The 14,457-nt window shown below is 73.5% G+C and carries 15 protein-coding genes; 7 read left to right on the top strand and 8 right to left on the bottom strand.

Annotated features, from left to right (window positions below; translation table 11 throughout):
• Positions 1–71: 71 nt before the first annotated feature.
• The gene (locus Q7A36_RS16210; RefSeq protein WP_305104765.1) at positions 72–1,391 is read right to left on the bottom strand and encodes an MFS family transporter; all 1,320 of its coding nucleotides are present in this window, start codon (positions 1,389–1,391) and stop codon (positions 72–74) included.
• Positions 1,392–1,594: 203 nt separating this feature from the next.
• Between Q7A36_RS16210 and Q7A36_RS16205 the strand changes: the two genes are divergently transcribed.
• Together Q7A36_RS16205 and Q7A36_RS16200 are read left to right on the top strand one after the other, a co-directional pair.
• A complete protein-coding gene (locus tag Q7A36_RS16205; protein ID WP_305104764.1) occupies positions 1,595–2,146 on the top strand; it encodes a TRAP transporter small permease in 552 nt (183 codons plus the stop codon).
• Entirely contained in the window at positions 2,143–3,423 is a 1,281-nt protein-coding gene (locus Q7A36_RS16200; protein WP_305104763.1) for a TRAP transporter large permease, read from the top strand. The genes Q7A36_RS16205 and Q7A36_RS16200 overlap by 4 nt, the downstream gene beginning before the upstream one ends.
• Position 3,424: 1 nt before the next feature.
• Here the strand turns inward: Q7A36_RS16200 and Q7A36_RS16195 are convergent, their stop codons facing one another.
• From Q7A36_RS16195 to Q7A36_RS16180, 4 genes are all read right to left on the bottom strand, one after another.
• The gene (locus Q7A36_RS16195; protein WP_305104762.1) at positions 3,425–4,198 is read right to left on the bottom strand and encodes a hypothetical protein; all 774 of its coding nucleotides are present in this window, start codon (positions 4,196–4,198) and stop codon (positions 3,425–3,427) included.
• A gap of 64 nt (positions 4,199–4,262) precedes the next feature.
• Entirely contained in the window at positions 4,263–5,165 is a 903-nt protein-coding gene (locus Q7A36_RS16190) for a DUF2092 domain-containing protein (RefSeq protein WP_305104761.1), read from the bottom strand.
• An 80-nt stretch (positions 5,166–5,245) separates the two neighbouring features.
• Complete coding sequence (locus Q7A36_RS16185; RefSeq protein WP_305104760.1) at positions 5,246–6,253, bottom strand: sialic acid TRAP transporter substrate-binding protein SiaP; 1,008 nt, start codon at positions 6,251–6,253, stop codon at positions 5,246–5,248.
• 57 nt (positions 6,254–6,310) lie between these two features.
• The gene (locus Q7A36_RS16180) at positions 6,311–7,306 is read right to left on the bottom strand and encodes a catalase family peroxidase (RefSeq protein ID WP_305104759.1); all 996 of its coding nucleotides are present in this window, start codon (positions 7,304–7,306) and stop codon (positions 6,311–6,313) included.
• Between the two features lie 205 nt (positions 7,307–7,511).
• On the opposite strand from Q7A36_RS16180, the gene Q7A36_RS16175 reads away from it, so the two are divergent.
• The 4 genes from Q7A36_RS16175 to Q7A36_RS16160 all read left to right on the top strand — a co-directional run bounded on the left by Q7A36_RS16175 (position 7,512) and on the right by Q7A36_RS16160 (position 10,516).
• A complete protein-coding gene (locus Q7A36_RS16175) occupies positions 7,512–8,498 on the top strand; it encodes a tripartite tricarboxylate transporter substrate binding protein (RefSeq protein WP_305104758.1) in 987 nt (328 codons plus the stop codon).
• A 26-nt stretch (positions 8,499–8,524) separates the two neighbouring features.
• Positions 8,525–9,493 carry a tripartite tricarboxylate transporter substrate binding protein gene (locus Q7A36_RS16170; RefSeq protein ID WP_305104757.1) on the top strand — a complete coding sequence of 323 codons (969 nt, stop codon included), beginning with the start codon at positions 8,525–8,527 and terminating at the stop codon, positions 9,491–9,493.
• Positions 9,494–9,516: 23 nt separating this feature from the next.
• Entirely contained in the window at positions 9,517–9,906 is a 390-nt protein-coding gene (locus Q7A36_RS16165) for a cupin domain-containing protein (RefSeq protein WP_305104756.1), read from the top strand.
• Between the two features lie 196 nt (positions 9,907–10,102).
• Entirely contained in the window at positions 10,103–10,516 is a 414-nt protein-coding gene (locus Q7A36_RS16160) for a cupin domain-containing protein (RefSeq protein WP_305104755.1), read from the top strand.
• A 7-nt stretch (positions 10,517–10,523) separates the two neighbouring features.
• Here Q7A36_RS16160 and Q7A36_RS16155 read toward each other — a convergent pair whose 3' ends face one another.
• Genes Q7A36_RS16155 through Q7A36_RS16145 form a run of 3 tightly spaced genes read right to left on the bottom strand, consistent with a single transcriptional unit; the run spans position 10,524 to position 13,341 of the window.
• Complete coding sequence (locus Q7A36_RS16155) at positions 10,524–11,588, bottom strand: NAD(P)/FAD-dependent oxidoreductase (protein WP_305104754.1); 1,065 nt, start codon at positions 11,586–11,588, stop codon at positions 10,524–10,526.
• Entirely contained in the window at positions 11,585–12,271 is a 687-nt protein-coding gene (locus Q7A36_RS16150) for a methyltransferase domain-containing protein (RefSeq protein ID WP_305104753.1), read from the bottom strand. The genes Q7A36_RS16155 and Q7A36_RS16150 overlap by 4 nt, the downstream gene beginning before the upstream one ends.
• Entirely contained in the window at positions 12,271–13,341 is a 1,071-nt protein-coding gene (locus tag Q7A36_RS16145) for a type III polyketide synthase (protein WP_305104752.1), read from the bottom strand. The genes Q7A36_RS16150 and Q7A36_RS16145 overlap by 1 nt, the downstream gene beginning before the upstream one ends.
• A 105-nt stretch (positions 13,342–13,446) precedes the next feature.
• Between Q7A36_RS16145 and Q7A36_RS16140 the strand changes: the two genes are divergently transcribed.
• On the top strand, positions 13,447–14,454 hold the full coding sequence (locus tag Q7A36_RS16140) for a molybdopterin-binding domain-containing protein (protein WP_305104751.1): 1,008 nt from the start codon (positions 13,447–13,449) through the stop codon (positions 14,452–14,454).
• Positions 14,455–14,457 lie beyond the last annotated feature (3 nt).

The raw sequence follows: 14,457 nt of genomic DNA, 5'->3' as shown, positions 1-14,457 counted from the left end.
AGCATCCGTTCAGGGGAAATTTCGGCCGGAACCTGCCGCCAACGGGTCGGTGAAGCAACCCCGTCAAGTGTCTAAGCCCGACCCATGCCGTATTCGCGGGCCAGGTGGCTCTCGCGCCGCGTCTCCGGCATCGCCCAGGCAGTGACGAGGGCGAGGAGGAAGAAGCCGGTGACATACCAGAAGAAGCCGGCCTCCGCGCCCACGGACTTGAACCAGAGACCGACATATTCCGCCGTGCCGCCGAAGAGCGCATTGGCCACCGCATAGGGCAGCCCGACACCGAGGGCCCGCACCTCCCCTGGGAAGAGCTCGGCCTTCACCAGCCCGCTGATGGAGGTGTAGCAGGAGATCACGGCGAGCCCGGCCAGGACCAGCAGCCCGGCCGTCACCGGGTCATGGGTCCGTCCGATCAGCGAGAGCAGCGGCACGGTCATCAGCGTGCCGCCCGCTCCGAAGGCCAGCAGCATGGTCCGCCGCCCGACGCGATCCGACAGCGCGCCGAAGAGCGGCTGCATCGCCATGTAGAGGAACAGCACCACCGCCATGGTGGCGCTGACCGTCCGGGTCGGCAGCCCGGCGGTATTGACCAGGTATTTCTGCATGAAGGTGGTGAAGACGTAGAAGGAGAGGCTCCCGCCCGCGGTGAGCCCGAGGACCAGCAGCAGGGGCCGCGGGTGGTCCCGCAGCAGGGCGGCGAGCGACCCGGCCTCCTGCCGCCGGGCCTTCTCGGCGCTCTGGGTTTCGTGCAGGGCGCGGCGGAGGAAGAGGGCGACCACCGCCGCCCCGGCACCGACGACGAAGGGCACGCGCCAGCCCCAGGCGCGCATCTGGTCCCCGGTCAGCAGCGCCTCCAGCAGGACGATCACCAGCACGGCGAGCAACTGCCCGCCGATCAGCGTGACGTACTGGAAGCTCGCATAGAAGCCGCGCTGGCCGGAGGCGGCCACCTCGCTCATGTAGGTGGCGCTCGTCCCGTATTCCCCGCCGACCGAAAGGCCCTGGGCGAGGCGCGCGAGCGTCAGCAGCACCGGGGCGAGGAGGCCGATGGAGGCATGGGTCGGCAGGACCGCGATCGCCAGGCTGCCGCCGCACATCAGCAGGACGGAGGCCATCATGGAGAAGCGCCGCCCGCGCCGGTCCGCGAGCCGCCCGAAGAGCCAGCCGCCGAGCGGCCGGACCAGGAAGCCGGCGGCGAAGACCCCGGCGGCGCTCAGCAATTGGCTGGTGCGGTCGCCGGAGGGGAAGAAGGCGGCGGCGAAATAGAGGGAGGTGAAGGAATAGACGTAGAAATCGTACCATTCCACCAGGTTGCCCGAGGACCCGCCGACGATGGCGAGGATCCGCCGGCGCCGGTCGGCGGCGTCGTCGGGGATGGGGGTGGTGCTGTCCATGGCGGGTCCTCCCGCCGCGGCAACGCGCCGGGCCGGGCGGGGTGGCGCGCGACGCCGCGGGTGTGGTGCGGCAGGACGGGGCGCCGGGTCGGGGGCGGGCCGTCCGTCCCGGCCTCGCCGTCAAGGCGGCGATGGCGAGAGTTCCCGTTTGACAGAATCTCCCGCCCCGTGTCGCCTTCCCGCAACGACAGGGGAGCCGGCAGGTGGACAAGCCGTTCGAGGGCATCGCAGGGGCGGAGGAGGCCGGCTTCGCCGACGACCTCCGGCATTTCAGCCTCCGCGGCCATGGCCCGGAGGATTGGGCGGGTCTCGCCCTGCTCTGGGTGCTGGGCATCCTGGTCTTCACCCAATTCTTCACCCGCTATGCGCTGAACGACAGCGTCGCCTGGACCGAGGAGGTCGCGCGCTACATGCTGATCGTGCTGACCTTTGTCGGCTCCATCGGCGCGGTGCGGCGCAACACGCATATCCGGGTGGAGGCGCTGGAGCAGGCCCTGCCGCTCCCCGCGCGCCGGGCGCTCTGGGTACTGCAGGACCTCATCCGCCTCGGCTTCTGGGCCTTCGGCGCCTGGGTCGGCTTCGACCTCGCGGACCGCATGGGCGTGATGCCGATGGACAGCCTGGATGCCTCCCTCGCCTGGGTCTACTGGCCGGTCTTCCTCTCCTTCGTCGGCATGACGCTCCGGGAGGCCTGGTGGATCTGGCGGCGATGGGCGCGCGGCGAGGGCCCGGCCGAGCAGCAGGTGGTGGCATGACGGCGGCCATCCTGCTGCTGGGCTTCTTCGGCCTGCTGACCCTCGGCGTGCCCGTCGCGATCTCGCTCGCTGGCGCCTCCATCCTCTTCGCCCTCGTCGACGGCTCGATCCCGCTGCTCGCCATCGTCCACCGCATGGTGGGCGGGGTGGACAGCTTCCCGCTGCTCTGCGTGCCCTTCTTCATCTTCGCGGGCATGCTGATGAACAGCTCCGGCATCACCGAGCGCATCTACGACTTCGCCGTCGCCGCGGTGGGCTGGATGCGGGGTGGCCTCGCGCAGGTGAACGTGGTGGGCAGCGTGGTCTTCGCGGGCATGAGCGGCACGGCGGTGGGCGATGCCGCGGGCCTCGGCACCATCGAGGTCCGGGCCATGAAGTCGCATGGCTACGATGCGAAATTCGCCGTCGGCATCACCGCGGCGAGCTCCATGCTCGGGCCGCTGCTGCCGCCCTCCCTGCCGCTGGTCATCTACGGCGTCTCGGCCAATGCCAGCATCGGGCAGCTCTTCGCCGCCGGCATCATCCCCGGCCTGCTGACCGCGGTCTGCCTGATGGGCATGGTCTGGTACTACGCGCGCGTCCGCGGCTACGGCACGGATGCGAAGTTCCGGGTCTACGAGCTGGGGCGGACCCTGGCGCGCGGCATCCTGCCGCTGCTGACGCCGGTGATCATCATCGGCGGCATGCGCGCGGGCGCCTTCACCCCGACCGAGGGCGCGATCTGCGCCGTCGCCTATGCCCTCCTGCTCGGCGTCTTCGTCTACCGCACGCTCGGCCTCAGGGCCGTGGTCAAGGTCAGCTTCGAGACGGTGGAGGTGACCGCGACCATCCTGCTGATCGTCGCCGGGTCGGAGATCTTCGGCTGGCTGCTGACCACGACCAAGGTGTCGGAGCAGGTGGCGGGCTGGGTGCTGGCGATCACCGAGCAGAAATGGCTCATCCTGCTGATCGCCAACGTCTTCCTGCTGGTGGTGGGCCTGGCGATCGAGCCGCTGCCGGCCATCCTGATCCTGACGCCGATCATGCTGCCGGTGATGGAGACGATCGGCGTCGATCCGGTGCATTTCGGCCTGATCATGGTGCTGAACCTCTGCATCGGCCTGCTGACGCCGCCCGTCGGCATCGTGCTGTTCATCCTGGCCCGCGTCGCGGGCATCAGCTTCGAGGATGCGGCAAGGGGGGTGCTGCCCTTCATGGTGCCGCTGATCGGGGTGCTGCTGCTGTGTACCTATGTGCCGGGGCTGGTCATGTGGCTGCCGACGATGTGGTACCGGTGACTCAGGGCGCCGGGATGACCCGGTAGTAGACGCCGTTCGCCCCATAGGCCGGCCGGAGCCATTCCGGGCCGCATTCATAGGCTCGCGGCAGCGGGCGCCAGAGGCAGCCGCCCGGCAGGGCCGGCACCACGGCGCCGACCACCGCATAGCCCGGCGCGGGCGGCGGTGGCGGCGCATGGGTGGCGGAGGCGGCCGCGGCCCCGGCCGCGGCGCCCATCGCGACGCCGGCGACGGCCGCGCCCGCGGCCCAGCCGCCGCAATTGTAGCAGCCGGTGCCATAGCTGTTCACCACCGCGGGCGGATGATAGGCGCCGTAATAGGGATAGGCGCCGTGGTAGCCATAGGGGCTGGCATAGCCGCCATAGGCGGTGCCGCCGTAGCGCCCGGTCGCGGTCCAGGCCCCCTCGCCGCCCGAGGCCGTGGCGCCACCGGCCCCCGCCGCATGCCAGGAGCCTTCGCCGCCCGCGGCGGTGCCGCCGCGCCAGCCCGTGGCGCCCCAACTGCCGCCGCCGCCGGCGGCCGAGCCGCCGCGATAGCCCTCGGCGCTCCAGGACCCGCCGCCGCCCGAGGCGGTGCTGCCGCGGAAGCCGGTGCCGCTCCAGGATCCGCCGCCGCCGGAGGCGGTGCCGCCGCGGAAGCCCTCATGCGTCCAGTCGCCGGCGCTGCCCGTCGTGTGCCCGCCCCAGGCATTGCCGCGGTACCAGGCGGCGGCCGGCGGCGCGGTCAGGGCGATGCCCGCCGCGACCAGGCCGAAGATCAGGAAGGGCTTGCGCATGGGCGGGCTCCTCGGCGCTGCGGCGGAACGGCGATGCGTGGGCTCTGCTCGTCCCACCATGGGGTCAGGGGGCGCGCACCGGCGCGTCCGGGCGGGCGAAGGGCATGGGCCGGGCCTGCGCCGCGCCAACCGAGGCGAAGGCGTCGGCCGGCACGGGCCGGTCCAGCACCCAGTCGCTGAAGGCCACGGCATGGCGATAGGTCGCCGGGTCGTCGAAATAGGTGGCGCGGAACAGCCGCGGCAGCCGGTCCTCCGCGCCGATCCAGAGCTGGCCCTGCACGGCGTCGTTGGCGATCGCGAGCACATCGGTGGTGGTGCCGCCCACCACCTTCGACTGGCCGACCACGAAGGCAATGCGCAGGCCGTCGGTCAGGTCGCGGCAGGGATCGCTGACGATGAAGTCCGCGAAGGGGAAGTAGATCGCCGCCTGCTCGAAGGCTGCCTTCAGCATGGCATCGATGCTGGGCGGCGCCTCGGCCACCGCGGCGAGGCCTTCCTGCGGCGCGAAGGCGACCATGCGGCGGCCATCGTAGTAGAATTCCGAGGGCGGGCCGTCGCCCGGCATCAGCACCCGGAGCCGGTCCGGGCGCTGCATCAGCACCTGGAAGGCCGTGGCATAGGCGAGCGGATGGCCGGTGCGGGCCGGGCTTTCATAAGTGGCGACGGCATTGAAGCCGAGCGAGCGGGCCGCGGCGAGCCGCGCGCACATGACCTGCAACAGCTCCATCGCCCGCGGCTCGAGCGTGACCTGAGGCGACAGGTGCGGGGCGGGCGGCGGGGCCGGCGGAGCCTGGGCCGGCGGGGGCTGGGCCGGCGGGGCCTGGGCCAGCGCCGGGGGTGCGGCCACGAGCGCCCCGAGCACGAGGGCCATGAGGCCCGCCTCGCGCGCGGCCGGGAAAGAACCCATGCCCGTGTCCTCCGCCTGCTGCGCCCGGCGCGGCGGCGCCGCATCGCCGGCGCCCATCATGCCCGGTCCGGGCAGGAGGAGGGGTGAAACCGCTATCCGGAAACGGCATGTCCGCCCGCGGCCGGGGCGGCGCGCCCGGCCTACAGCGCCTGCAGCCGGTCGTATTGCTGCTTCGTCCAGCCCGTCCCGTCGTTGTGCAGCGGCACGCAGGCGGCGCGGAAGGCCGCCCGGTCCGGCGCCTGCACCGTCTTGCCCTGCCCCTTGAACCAGGTGGCCAGTTCCTGCTCCTGCGCCCGGATGGCATTGCCGCAGCGCTCCGCCGCCTCGGCCAGCACGGCCTGGAACACCTCCTTCTCCTGCGCCGAGAGCCGCCGCCAGGCGCCGCTGCTGACGATGGTCAGCAGGCTGTCCGTGATGTGCCCGGTCAGCGAGACGTGGCTCTGCACCTCGAAGAACTTCTTGGCCTGGATGGTCGGCAGCGGGTTCTCCTGCGCGTCCACCGTGCCGGACTGCAGCGCCAGGTAGACCTCGGCGAAGGCGATCGGCGTGGCGTTCGCGCCCACCGCCTTGGCGAACATCAGGAAGCTCGGCGCCTGCGGCACCCGCAGCTTCAGCCCCTTCATGTCGCCGGGCTGCATGACGCTGCGGTTCGCGGTGACGTGCCGGTCGCCGTAATAGGTCAGCGCCAGGGCATGGTGGCCGGTCTGCTTGTCGTAGCCCGCCACCAGTTCCCTATACAGGTCGCTGCCCTTGTAGGCCTGGAAATGCGCGTAGTCGCGCAGTGCATAGGGCGCGTGGCTCAGCGCCATCGGCTTGTAGCTGGCGCCGGCGAAGGCGACACCGGTGTAGATGATGTCCACCGTGCCGAGGGTCAGCCCCTGGTTGATCTGCGGCTCGTTGCCCAGGGCGGAGGCGGCGAAGACCTCGATGGCCCAGCGACCATTGGTGCGGGCGGCGATCTCCTTCGCCGCCCAGAGCGCCTCCTGGTGGTAGGGCTCGTTCACCTCGTAGACATGCGCCCAGCGCAGCCGCGTGCCCTGCGCCGCGGCCCGGTTGCCGATGGCGGGCGCCGCCAGCAGCGCCCCGCCCGTCGCCAGCGCGCCGCGGCGCGTGATCCCCGGCAGCCCCGTCATGGACTCCTCCCTCATGCTTTCCTGAGGGTTATCCTGCCGAAATCCGGTGCGGGGCCGCAAGGGTGCCCGGCGCTACTGCCGCGCCGGGAAGGCGATGGCATAGACATCCGCCCGCGTCTGCAGGAAGGGATCGTCCGAGAGGGCGAGGCCCGGCAGCACCCGGTTCGGCAGGAAGCCCACCTTGCGCTCCGCCGAGAGGCTGTCCGGCACGGCGCGCGTGACGCTGATGGTGCCGAGTTCGACCACCTGCCGGTCCTCCGGCCAAGCGACGGTCGGGTCGTTGGTCACGTCGCCGGCGGCCGCCACCTGGCCCTCCAGCCGGTAGCGCACGGGGCCGGCCGCGACCCGCGTGCGGATCTCGTCAAACAGCAGGTCGGGCGCCGCGCCGCCCAGGCTCTCCGGCGCGCGATAGGCCGTGCCGGCCTCCGGCACCACGCGGAAGCGCACGAAGCGCGTCTCGCCCGCGGCATTGGTCAGGCGGTAGGCGTGCAGGGCGAAGAAGCGCTCAGTGGCGAAGCTCTGCGGCACGGGCTTGGGCATCTGCACGAAGCGCAGCGCCTGCGGATGGCTGCCGAGGAACTGCGCGATCGGGGTCGGCGCCGGCAGGTCGGGCTTGGTCGCCTGCACCGCCCGCAGCAGGCCGAGGAACTCGTCGGGCGTCCGCGCCGCGAAGACCGGCACGTTGATCATCATCAGGTCCGTCTCCGTCCCGTCCGGCAGGCGGAAGGTGAAGGCGAGGCCGCGGATGGCCGAGGAGGGCGCGGTGTCCGGCACGTCGGGCACGCCGCCGGCATCGGAGTAGCGCAGCACCAGGGTCGAAGGCGTCGACTGCAGGTGCGGCGCGGTGGTCAGTGACGCGGCGCCCGGGGCGGGGGTGAAGGTGCCCTCGTAGAGCGCGCCCTTGGTATGGTTCACGCGGTAGCCCGGATAGATGCGGCCATTGCCCGCCACCATGGTGTCGTAGAGGGACTGCGGCAGCTTCTCCGTCGCCGGCTGGGCCCAGGCGGGGCTGACGAGGCCAGGGCCGGCCAGCAGGGCGGCGAGCAGCAGCGATCCGGTCAGGCGCATCGGGACTCTCCTTGAGGGTTGGCGTGCAGCCTACCGGGCCGGCGCCGACGGTCCCAGAGCAAAGGCTGCCCGGCCGGACCCGCCGGGGCGCCGTGACCCGCCCGGGAGCAGGGGAGGCCGGGCCGGCACGAGGCCGCGGGCGGCCGGGGCTTCCCCCATGCCGCGCGGCCCGCCACATTGCCGGCAAGCAACGGGAGGAACATCCATGCCGCATGCCGGGACCGGCCGCCGTGCCGCACTCATCCTCGGTGCCGGGGCGCTCGCCGCGCCGGCGCTGGCCCAGGGAACAAACCCCGGGAAATTCCCCGACCGGCCCATCCGCCTGATCGTGCCCTGGCCGCCCGGCGGCTCAGCCGATGCGCAGCTCCGCTCGCTGGCCGAGCTGGCCGCGAAGACGCTGGGGCAGCCGGTGCTGGTGGAGAACCGGCCGGGCGCCTCCGGCACCCTCGGCGCGCAGTTCCTGACCACGCAGGCGAAGCCGGACGGCTACACGCTGGGGCAGATGCACATGTCCATCGTCCGCCGGCCCTTCATCGTGCGGACCCCGCCCTGGGACCCGGTCAACGACTTCACCCACGTCATCGGGCTTTGCGGCTGGATGTATGGCATCGTCGTGAAGGCGGACGGGCCGATCCGGTCCTGGGCCGATTACCTCGCCCACGCGCGGGCGAACCCCGGGCGGCTGACCTATGCCACCTCCGGCATCGCCACCACCAACCACCTGGCGATGGAGGAGATCGCAGCGCGGGAGAGGATCGACATCGTCCATGTCCCCTACCGCGCCTCGAACGAGGCCGCCGTCGCCGTCACGGCCGGGGAGGTGATGAGCGTCGCCGACTCCTCCTCCTGGGGGCCGCTGGTCGAGAGCGGGGCGCTGCGGCTGATCTGCGTCTGGACCGCCGAGCGCTCGCCCCGCTTCCCCGAGGCGCCGACCCTGCGCGAGCTGGGCTACGACATGGTCATCACCTCGCCCTACGGGATCTCCGGCCCCAAGGGCATGGACCCGGGCGTGACCAGGGCGCTGCACGATGCCTTCCACGCCGCGCTCATGGACCCGGCCAATACGGCGGTCCGTGCGCAATTCGACATGCCCCTGGAATACTACCCGACGGCGGAGTACCGGCAGTTCATCGCCCGCCGGGCGGAGTACGAGCAGGGGATGGCCCGGAAGCTGAACCTGCGCATCGACTGAAGAAGAGACCGGGAGAGAGACGAGGCATGAGGCCCTTCACCCGCCGCGGCGCCCTCGGGCTGGCCGCGGCCGCATTGGCAGCGCCTGCCCTGGCGCAAGGCAAGTTCCCCAACCGCCCGATCCGCTTCCTGATCCCCTGGCCGCCCGGCGGCAGCCTGGACGCGCTGCACCGGCAGATGTTCGAGATCGTCAACAAGGACCTCGGCCAGCCCGTGGTGATCGAGAACCGCCCGGGCGCGCGGGGGACCCAGGCGGCGATCTTCCTGGTGAACCAGGCGCAGCCGGACGGCTACACGCTGGCGCACCACCACCTCTCGATCCTGCGCCACCCCTTCCTGACGAAGCAGAAGACCTGGGACCCCGTCGCCGACTTCACCTATGTCATGCAGGTCAGCGGCTTCCTCTTCGGCACCGCGGTGCGCAGCGACGGGCCGTACAAGACCTTCCGCGACCTGATCGAGGCGGCGCGCCGGAAGCCCGGCGAGGTCACCTTCTCCACCAGCGGCATCGCCACCACCAACCACATCGCCATGGAGGAGATCTGCGAGCGCGAGGGCGTGCAGATGACGCACGTCCCCTTCCGTGGCAGCCAGGAGGGCGTGACGGCGCTGCTCGGCCGGCAGATCGACGTGGTAGCCGACAGCGCCTCCTGGCGGCCGAATGTCGAGACGGGGGAACTCCGCCTGCTCTCGGTCTGGACGCGGGAGCGGCTCGCGGCCTTCCCGGACGCGCCGACGCTGCACGACCTCGGCTACGGCATGACCGTGACCTCGCCCTACGGCATCGCCGGCCCGAAGGGGATGGACCCGGAGATCGTCGGGACGCTGCACCAGGCCTTCCGCAAGGCCTGGGAGGACGAGGTGAGCCAGGCGATCATCCGCCGCTGGGACATGCCGCGGGAATACCTGGGCCCGGCCGCCTACCTGGCCTTCGCCCGGGAGCGCGTCGCCTACGAGAAGCAGATGGTGGCGCGGCTCGGCCTCAGCATCGATTGATACCGGATCGGGGGGCCTGCGGCATGACCTGGGAGACCAAGCGCCTGTCCGACCGGCCGGAGGCCATGGCGCCCGACGGCTCCGAGGTCCGCATCCTCGCAGGCTGCGGCCGCGGCAGCCTGGCGCAGTTCACCCTGCCGCCGGGCGCCGTCTCCCGCGCCGTGCGGCACCGGACGGTGGAGGAGGTCTGGTACGTCCTCTCCGGCCGCGGCCGCATGTGGCGCGCCGCGGAGGGGCGGGAGGAGGTGGTGGAGCTCGTCCCCGGCCTCTCCCTCTCCATCCCCGTCGGCACGCGCTTCCAGTTCCGCGCGGACGGCGACGAACCCCTCACCACGCTGGGCACGACCATGCCGCCCTGGCCCGGCGAGGCGGAGGCCATCCCGGTCGAGGGGATCTGGCCGCCGACCCTATGACGCTTCGGTGATGCCGTCGCGGCCGGCGTCACGCCGGCCGGCGCCGCCTCGTCCTGTCCTCGAACGGATCAGGGGCAGCGGGATGCGGATCGTCATCATCGGCGGCAGCGGGCTCATCGGGAAGAAGCTCGGCCTGACGCGCCTCGAAGCCCGGCTGGCCCAGGCCTGACCCGCCCACCCCACAGGGAGACCCGAGATGCTGAAGCGCCTGATGCTCGCGGCCATGCTCATCCTGCCCTCGCTCGCCACCGCCGAGGACCTCGGCCGCGGCCAGGCCAGGGTCACGCTCGTCTTCGACCAGGCCATCCCGGGCGTGCCGGGCAAGAGCCTGCGCGGCGTCCTCGTCGAATACGGGCCGGGCGCCTCCTCGCCCGCCCATGCCCATGCGCCCTCCGCCTTCATCCAGGCGACGGTGCTCGAAGGCGCGGTGCGCAGCCGGGTCAACCAGGGGCCGGAGCGGGTCTACCGGCGCGGCGAGAGCTTTTCGGAGTTGCCGGGCGACCACCACGGCGTCAGCGCCAATGCCAGCGACACGGAGCCTTCCCGGATGCTCGCGATCTTCGTGGTGAACACCGACGAGACGGTGCTGACGATCCCCGACCCGAAGTGACGCGGGGTCAGGCCGCCATCCGCGTCCGCCGCGCGACCAGCCGCGCCGCCGGGGCCAGCCGCGCCCCGAGGGCGAAGCCGCCCGGCGCCTGCCGCAGCACCCAGGCGCCGAGCGCGGCCCAGCGCATCGGCCCCGCGCTGCGGCGGCGCCAGGCGGCGTGGAATTCCGCCGCCTCCCGCTCCGCCAGGATCGCCGCGGCCGCGGCCAGGCCGGAATGCAGCGCGAGGGCGATGCCCTCCCCGGCGAAGCTCGGGATCACCGCCGCCTGGTCGCCGACGCGGTAGAGGCCGGGCGGCCCCGCCGTGCCCTGGCGGAAGCCATAGGGCAGGCCCGCGACGGCGAGCGGCCGGTCCCAGGCCGGGCGCGCCCCCGCCAGCAGCCGCGCGCCCAGCGCCGAGCCGCCGGCGATGTGCGCGAGGAAGGCGCCGGCATCGCGCGCGGTGGCCCCGGCCCCGCCCTGCAGCGCGGCGCAGAGATTGGCCCCGCCGCCCGGCAACGGCTGCAACCCGGCATAGCCGCCGGCGAAGGGCAGCAGCGTCACCGCATCGCCGGGCTCGACCCCCTGCAGGTGCAGCTTCAGCCCGAGCGCCCCGCGCTGCGCGCCTGCCCGCGGATGGCCGCGCAGCGCGTGCTTGCCGGTCGCGAGCACGACCCGCCGCGCCAGGACCTCGCCCGCGCCGGTCCGCAGCCGCCAGCCCGCGGCGTCGGGCTCGGCCGCCAGCACCGCGACGCCGGCGCGGAACTCGGCCCCGGCCGCCATCGCCGCCACCCGCATCGCGCCGTCCAGCATCTGCCGCGGCAGGGCCCAGGCGGCGAAGGGCAGGGCGAAGCCGGCCTCGTGCCGGCCCCAGCCGACGCGCGCCCGGCGCAGCGGCAGGCCGCCGAGCGCCGCCGGATCCAGCCCCAGGCCGCGCAGCGCCGCCGCGGCATCGGCGCCGAGGAATTCGCCGCAGACGCTCTCCCGCGCCGCCGCCTGCCGCTCGAGCAGCAGCACCTCCCGCCCGGCCCGCGCCAGCGCGATCGCCGCGGCGCAGCCGGCCGGCCCGGCGCCGATGACGGCCGTGTCGATCACGCGCGGATCACGCCGACATTCCAGCGGAAGGGAAAGACCCAGCGGACCTCCGCCGGCACCCCGGCCTCGGCCAGCACCCGCTCCCAGTCCGCCCGGGTGAAGCTGCGGGCGATGGAGACGGTGCTGTCGTGGATCACCATCGGGCTGTAGCGCATCAGCCGGAATCCGGCCCAGACCACGCCCCAGGGCAGCCAGTGCCGGTGCAGGTCGGAGATCAGCCAGCCCCGCGCCGCCCGCGCCTCCAGCCAATGGAGGAAGCGCACGAGCTCCGGGTCGCGCAGGTGGTGGGTGAAGAGGTTGCAGAGCACGACGTCGAAGCGCTCGGCCGGGTCGAGCGCGAAGAGGTCGGCGGTGATGAAGCGCGCCGGCACGCCATGCGCCTCGCCGTAGCGCGCCGCCCAGGGGCTGCGGTCGAGGCCGGCGAGCGTCACCGCCACCCCGCGCTTCCTTGCCCAGGCCTCGATCGCCGTCAGCATCTGCCCGCCGCCGCAGCCGACATCCAGGATCGACAACTCCCGCGCGCCGGTCCGCTGCACCAGCCGGTCCAGCCAGCCCAGCACCGGGCGGAAGGCCAGGGTCAGGCGGTTTATGCGGCCGAGTTCCTCGAGCGCGGCGGCGAATTCCGGCTCGCCCGCCGCGGCGTCGTCCATCCACTCGTCCTCGGTGCTGCGGGCCGAGAGCATCACGCCACCCGGAACCGCATGGTCTCGGCCGAGAGGCCGGGGCCGAAGGCCAGGGCGCAGCCGCGCTGGCCGCGCGACGCCTCGCGCATCATGCGCTCCAGCACGAACATGACGGTCGCCGAGGACATGTTGCCGTGCTCCCGCAGCACCGCGCGGCTGACATCCAGCGCCGCCTCCGGCAGGTCGAGGCCGTGCATGACCGCATCCAGCACGCTGCGCCCGCCGGGATGCACCGCCCAGAGGTCGATATCCTCCGTCCGCGCCCCCGCCAGGATCGCCCCCGCCTGGTCCGGCAGGGCGCGTGCCAGGGTCAGCGGCACGAAGCCCGAGAGCGTCATGTCGAAGCCGCCATCGCCAATGCGCCAGGTGATCTGGTCGGCGGCCTCCGGCACCAGGGCGGCGTGGAAGCCCTCCAGCGCCAGCCCCTCCGCCTCGGCCGTCACCAGCGCGGCGCTGCAGCCATCGGCAAAGAGCAGGAAGCAGAGCAACTGCTCGATTGCGGCCGAGGGCTGCAGGTGCAGGCTGCAGAGCTCGAGGTTCAGCACCAGCACCCGCGCCCGGCGGTCGCTGCGCACGACATGGTGGGCGAGCTTCAGCGCATTGATCGCCGCCTGGCAGCCCATGAAGCCGACGACGCTGCGCTCGACCGTCCCCGGCAGGCCGAAGCGGCGGATCAGCCAGTGGTCGAGGCCGGGCGCGGCGAAGCCGGTGCAGCTCGCGAGGATGAGGTGGGTGATGCCCGGCCCCTCCGCCTCCAGCCCGAGCGCCTGGCAGGCGGCTTCCGCCAGGGCCGGCGCCTCGGCCTCGTAGCGCGCCATGCGCGCGCCGGTGCCGGGGAAGCGGTCCGCCAGGTAGAAGGCGTCCACCGTGCCGCTCGCGTCCGGCAGGGGCTCGAGCACGGAGTAGCGCCGGTCGATCTGCGATCGCTCGGCGAGGCGCGCGAAGGCGGTCTGCACCCGCGGGTCGGTGATCTGCCGCCCGGCGAAGAGCCGGAAGGCGTCGTGCACCTCGTGCCGCGGCAGGGCGGTCGCGATGCGATTGATATGGGCCTGGGTCACGCCCCCGAACATGGGGGGCTTCGCTCCGTCGTCACCAAGGCCCCACTGTGCTGTGCTGGCCATGGAGGGTTGCCGATGGCATCCCCACCTGGACAGTGACGGTTTGCTGGGGACGGGATGGCAGGCGAGGGGGCACCGCTGCGGCTGACCGCGCCGGCGGAGGCGCTGGCGAGGCTGCTGGCGCTGCTGCCGGGCCCGGTCGCGCCCGTGGTGCTGCCGGTGGCGCAGGCGCTGGGCCGCGTGCTGGCCGCACCCCTGGCGGCGCCCGGCCCGGTGCCGGCGGCGCCCATGGCGCTGCGGGAGGGCTGGGCGGTCGCGGCGGCGGATACGCTCGGCGCCGGCCCCTATGTCCCCGTGCCGCTGCCCTCGGCGCCGCTGCGGGTCGCGGCCGGCGATCCGCTGCCCCCCGGCGCCGATGCGGTCCTGCCGCCCTTCGCCCTGGTCGAGGACGGCCCCTTCGCCCAGGCGACGGAGCCCGTGGCGCCGGGGGAGGGGGCGCGGCTGTCGGGCGAGGACCTCGCCGCCGGCGCGGCGATCCGCGCGGCGGGGGAGCGCCTCGGGCCGCGCGACCTGCCGGCGCTGGCCGCCTGCGGGATCGCGGAGGTCGCGGTGCGCCTGCCGCGCCTCGGCTGGCTTGGCCCGGAGCCGCTGCACCCGCTGCTCGCCGCGCTGGTCGCGGCCGAGGGCGGCGCGCTGCACCACGGCGGCGAAGGCGACCTCCTCCTCTGCAACGCGGCGGACCGCCTGCTGGTCCAGGGCCTCGGCGCCCGTCCCGGCATGGCGGTGGGCCTCGGCCTGCGCGATGGGCGCCCGGCCCTCGTCCTCCCGCCGCTGGCCGAGGAGGCGCTGGCGGCCTGGTACCTGCTCGGCCGCCCCGCCCTGCGGCACCTCGCCGGCGCGCTGCCGCCGCCGCCCATCCGCGCGACCCTGGCCCGCAAGGTCGCCTCCGCCGTCGGCCTGCTGGAGATCCTGCCCGTCCGGCTGCTGCCCTCCGGCCTGGCCGAGCCGCTCGCCACCGGTGCCCTGCCCGCCGGGGCGCTGGCCGCGGCCGACGCCCTCCTTCTCGTGCCGCCGGGCGTCGAGGGCTACGAGGCCGGCAACGCGGTGGAACTCGAGCCGCTATGAGCC

It is taken from the genome of Paracraurococcus lichenis, assembly GCF_030657435.1.
Taxonomy (GTDB): Bacteria; Pseudomonadota; Alphaproteobacteria; order Acetobacterales; family Acetobacteraceae; genus Paracraurococcus; species Paracraurococcus lichenis.
Note: the sequence above shows the minus strand (reverse complement) of the source record. Positions and strands in the feature narration are given on the sequence as shown.

Bases quoted from the DNA above. Each gene is read 5' to 3' on its own strand.
- Q7A36_RS16160 (WP_305104755.1), top strand. From the start codon at position 10,103: ATGCTGAAGCGCCTGATGCTCGCGGCCATGCTCATCCTGCCCTCGCTC.
- Q7A36_RS16175 (WP_305104758.1), top strand. From the start codon at position 7,512: ATGCCGCATGCCGGGACCGGCCGCCGTGCCGCACTCATCCTCGGTGCC.
- Q7A36_RS16195 (WP_305104762.1), bottom strand. From the start codon at position 4,198: ATGCGCAAGCCCTTCCTGATCTTCGGCCTGGTCGCGGCGGGCATCGCC.
- Q7A36_RS16145 (WP_305104752.1), bottom strand. From the start codon at position 13,341: ATGTTCGGGGGCGTGACCCAGGCCCATATCAATCGCATCGCGACCGCC.
- Q7A36_RS16180 (WP_305104759.1), bottom strand. From the start codon at position 7,306: ATGCGCCTGACCGGATCGCTGCTGCTCGCCGCCCTGCTGGCCGGCCCT.
- Q7A36_RS16140 (WP_305104751.1), top strand. From the start codon at position 13,447: ATGGCAGGCGAGGGGGCACCGCTGCGGCTGACCGCGCCGGCGGAGGCG.
- Q7A36_RS16210 (WP_305104765.1), bottom strand. From the start codon at position 1,391: ATGGACAGCACCACCCCCATCCCCGACGACGCCGCCGACCGGCGCCGG.
- Q7A36_RS16170 (WP_305104757.1), top strand. From the start codon at position 8,525: ATGAGGCCCTTCACCCGCCGCGGCGCCCTCGGGCTGGCCGCGGCCGCA.
- Q7A36_RS16200 (WP_305104763.1), top strand. From the start codon at position 2,143: ATGACGGCGGCCATCCTGCTGCTGGGCTTCTTCGGCCTGCTGACCCTC.
- Q7A36_RS16185 (WP_305104760.1), bottom strand. From the start codon at position 6,253: ATGAGGGAGGAGTCCATGACGGGGCTGCCGGGGATCACGCGCCGCGGC.
- Q7A36_RS16165 (WP_305104756.1), top strand. From the start codon at position 9,517: ATGACCTGGGAGACCAAGCGCCTGTCCGACCGGCCGGAGGCCATGGCG.
- Q7A36_RS16150 (WP_305104753.1), bottom strand. From the start codon at position 12,271: ATGCTCTCGGCCCGCAGCACCGAGGACGAGTGGATGGACGACGCCGCG.
- Q7A36_RS16190 (WP_305104761.1), bottom strand. From the start codon at position 5,165: ATGATGGGCGCCGGCGATGCGGCGCCGCCGCGCCGGGCGCAGCAGGCG.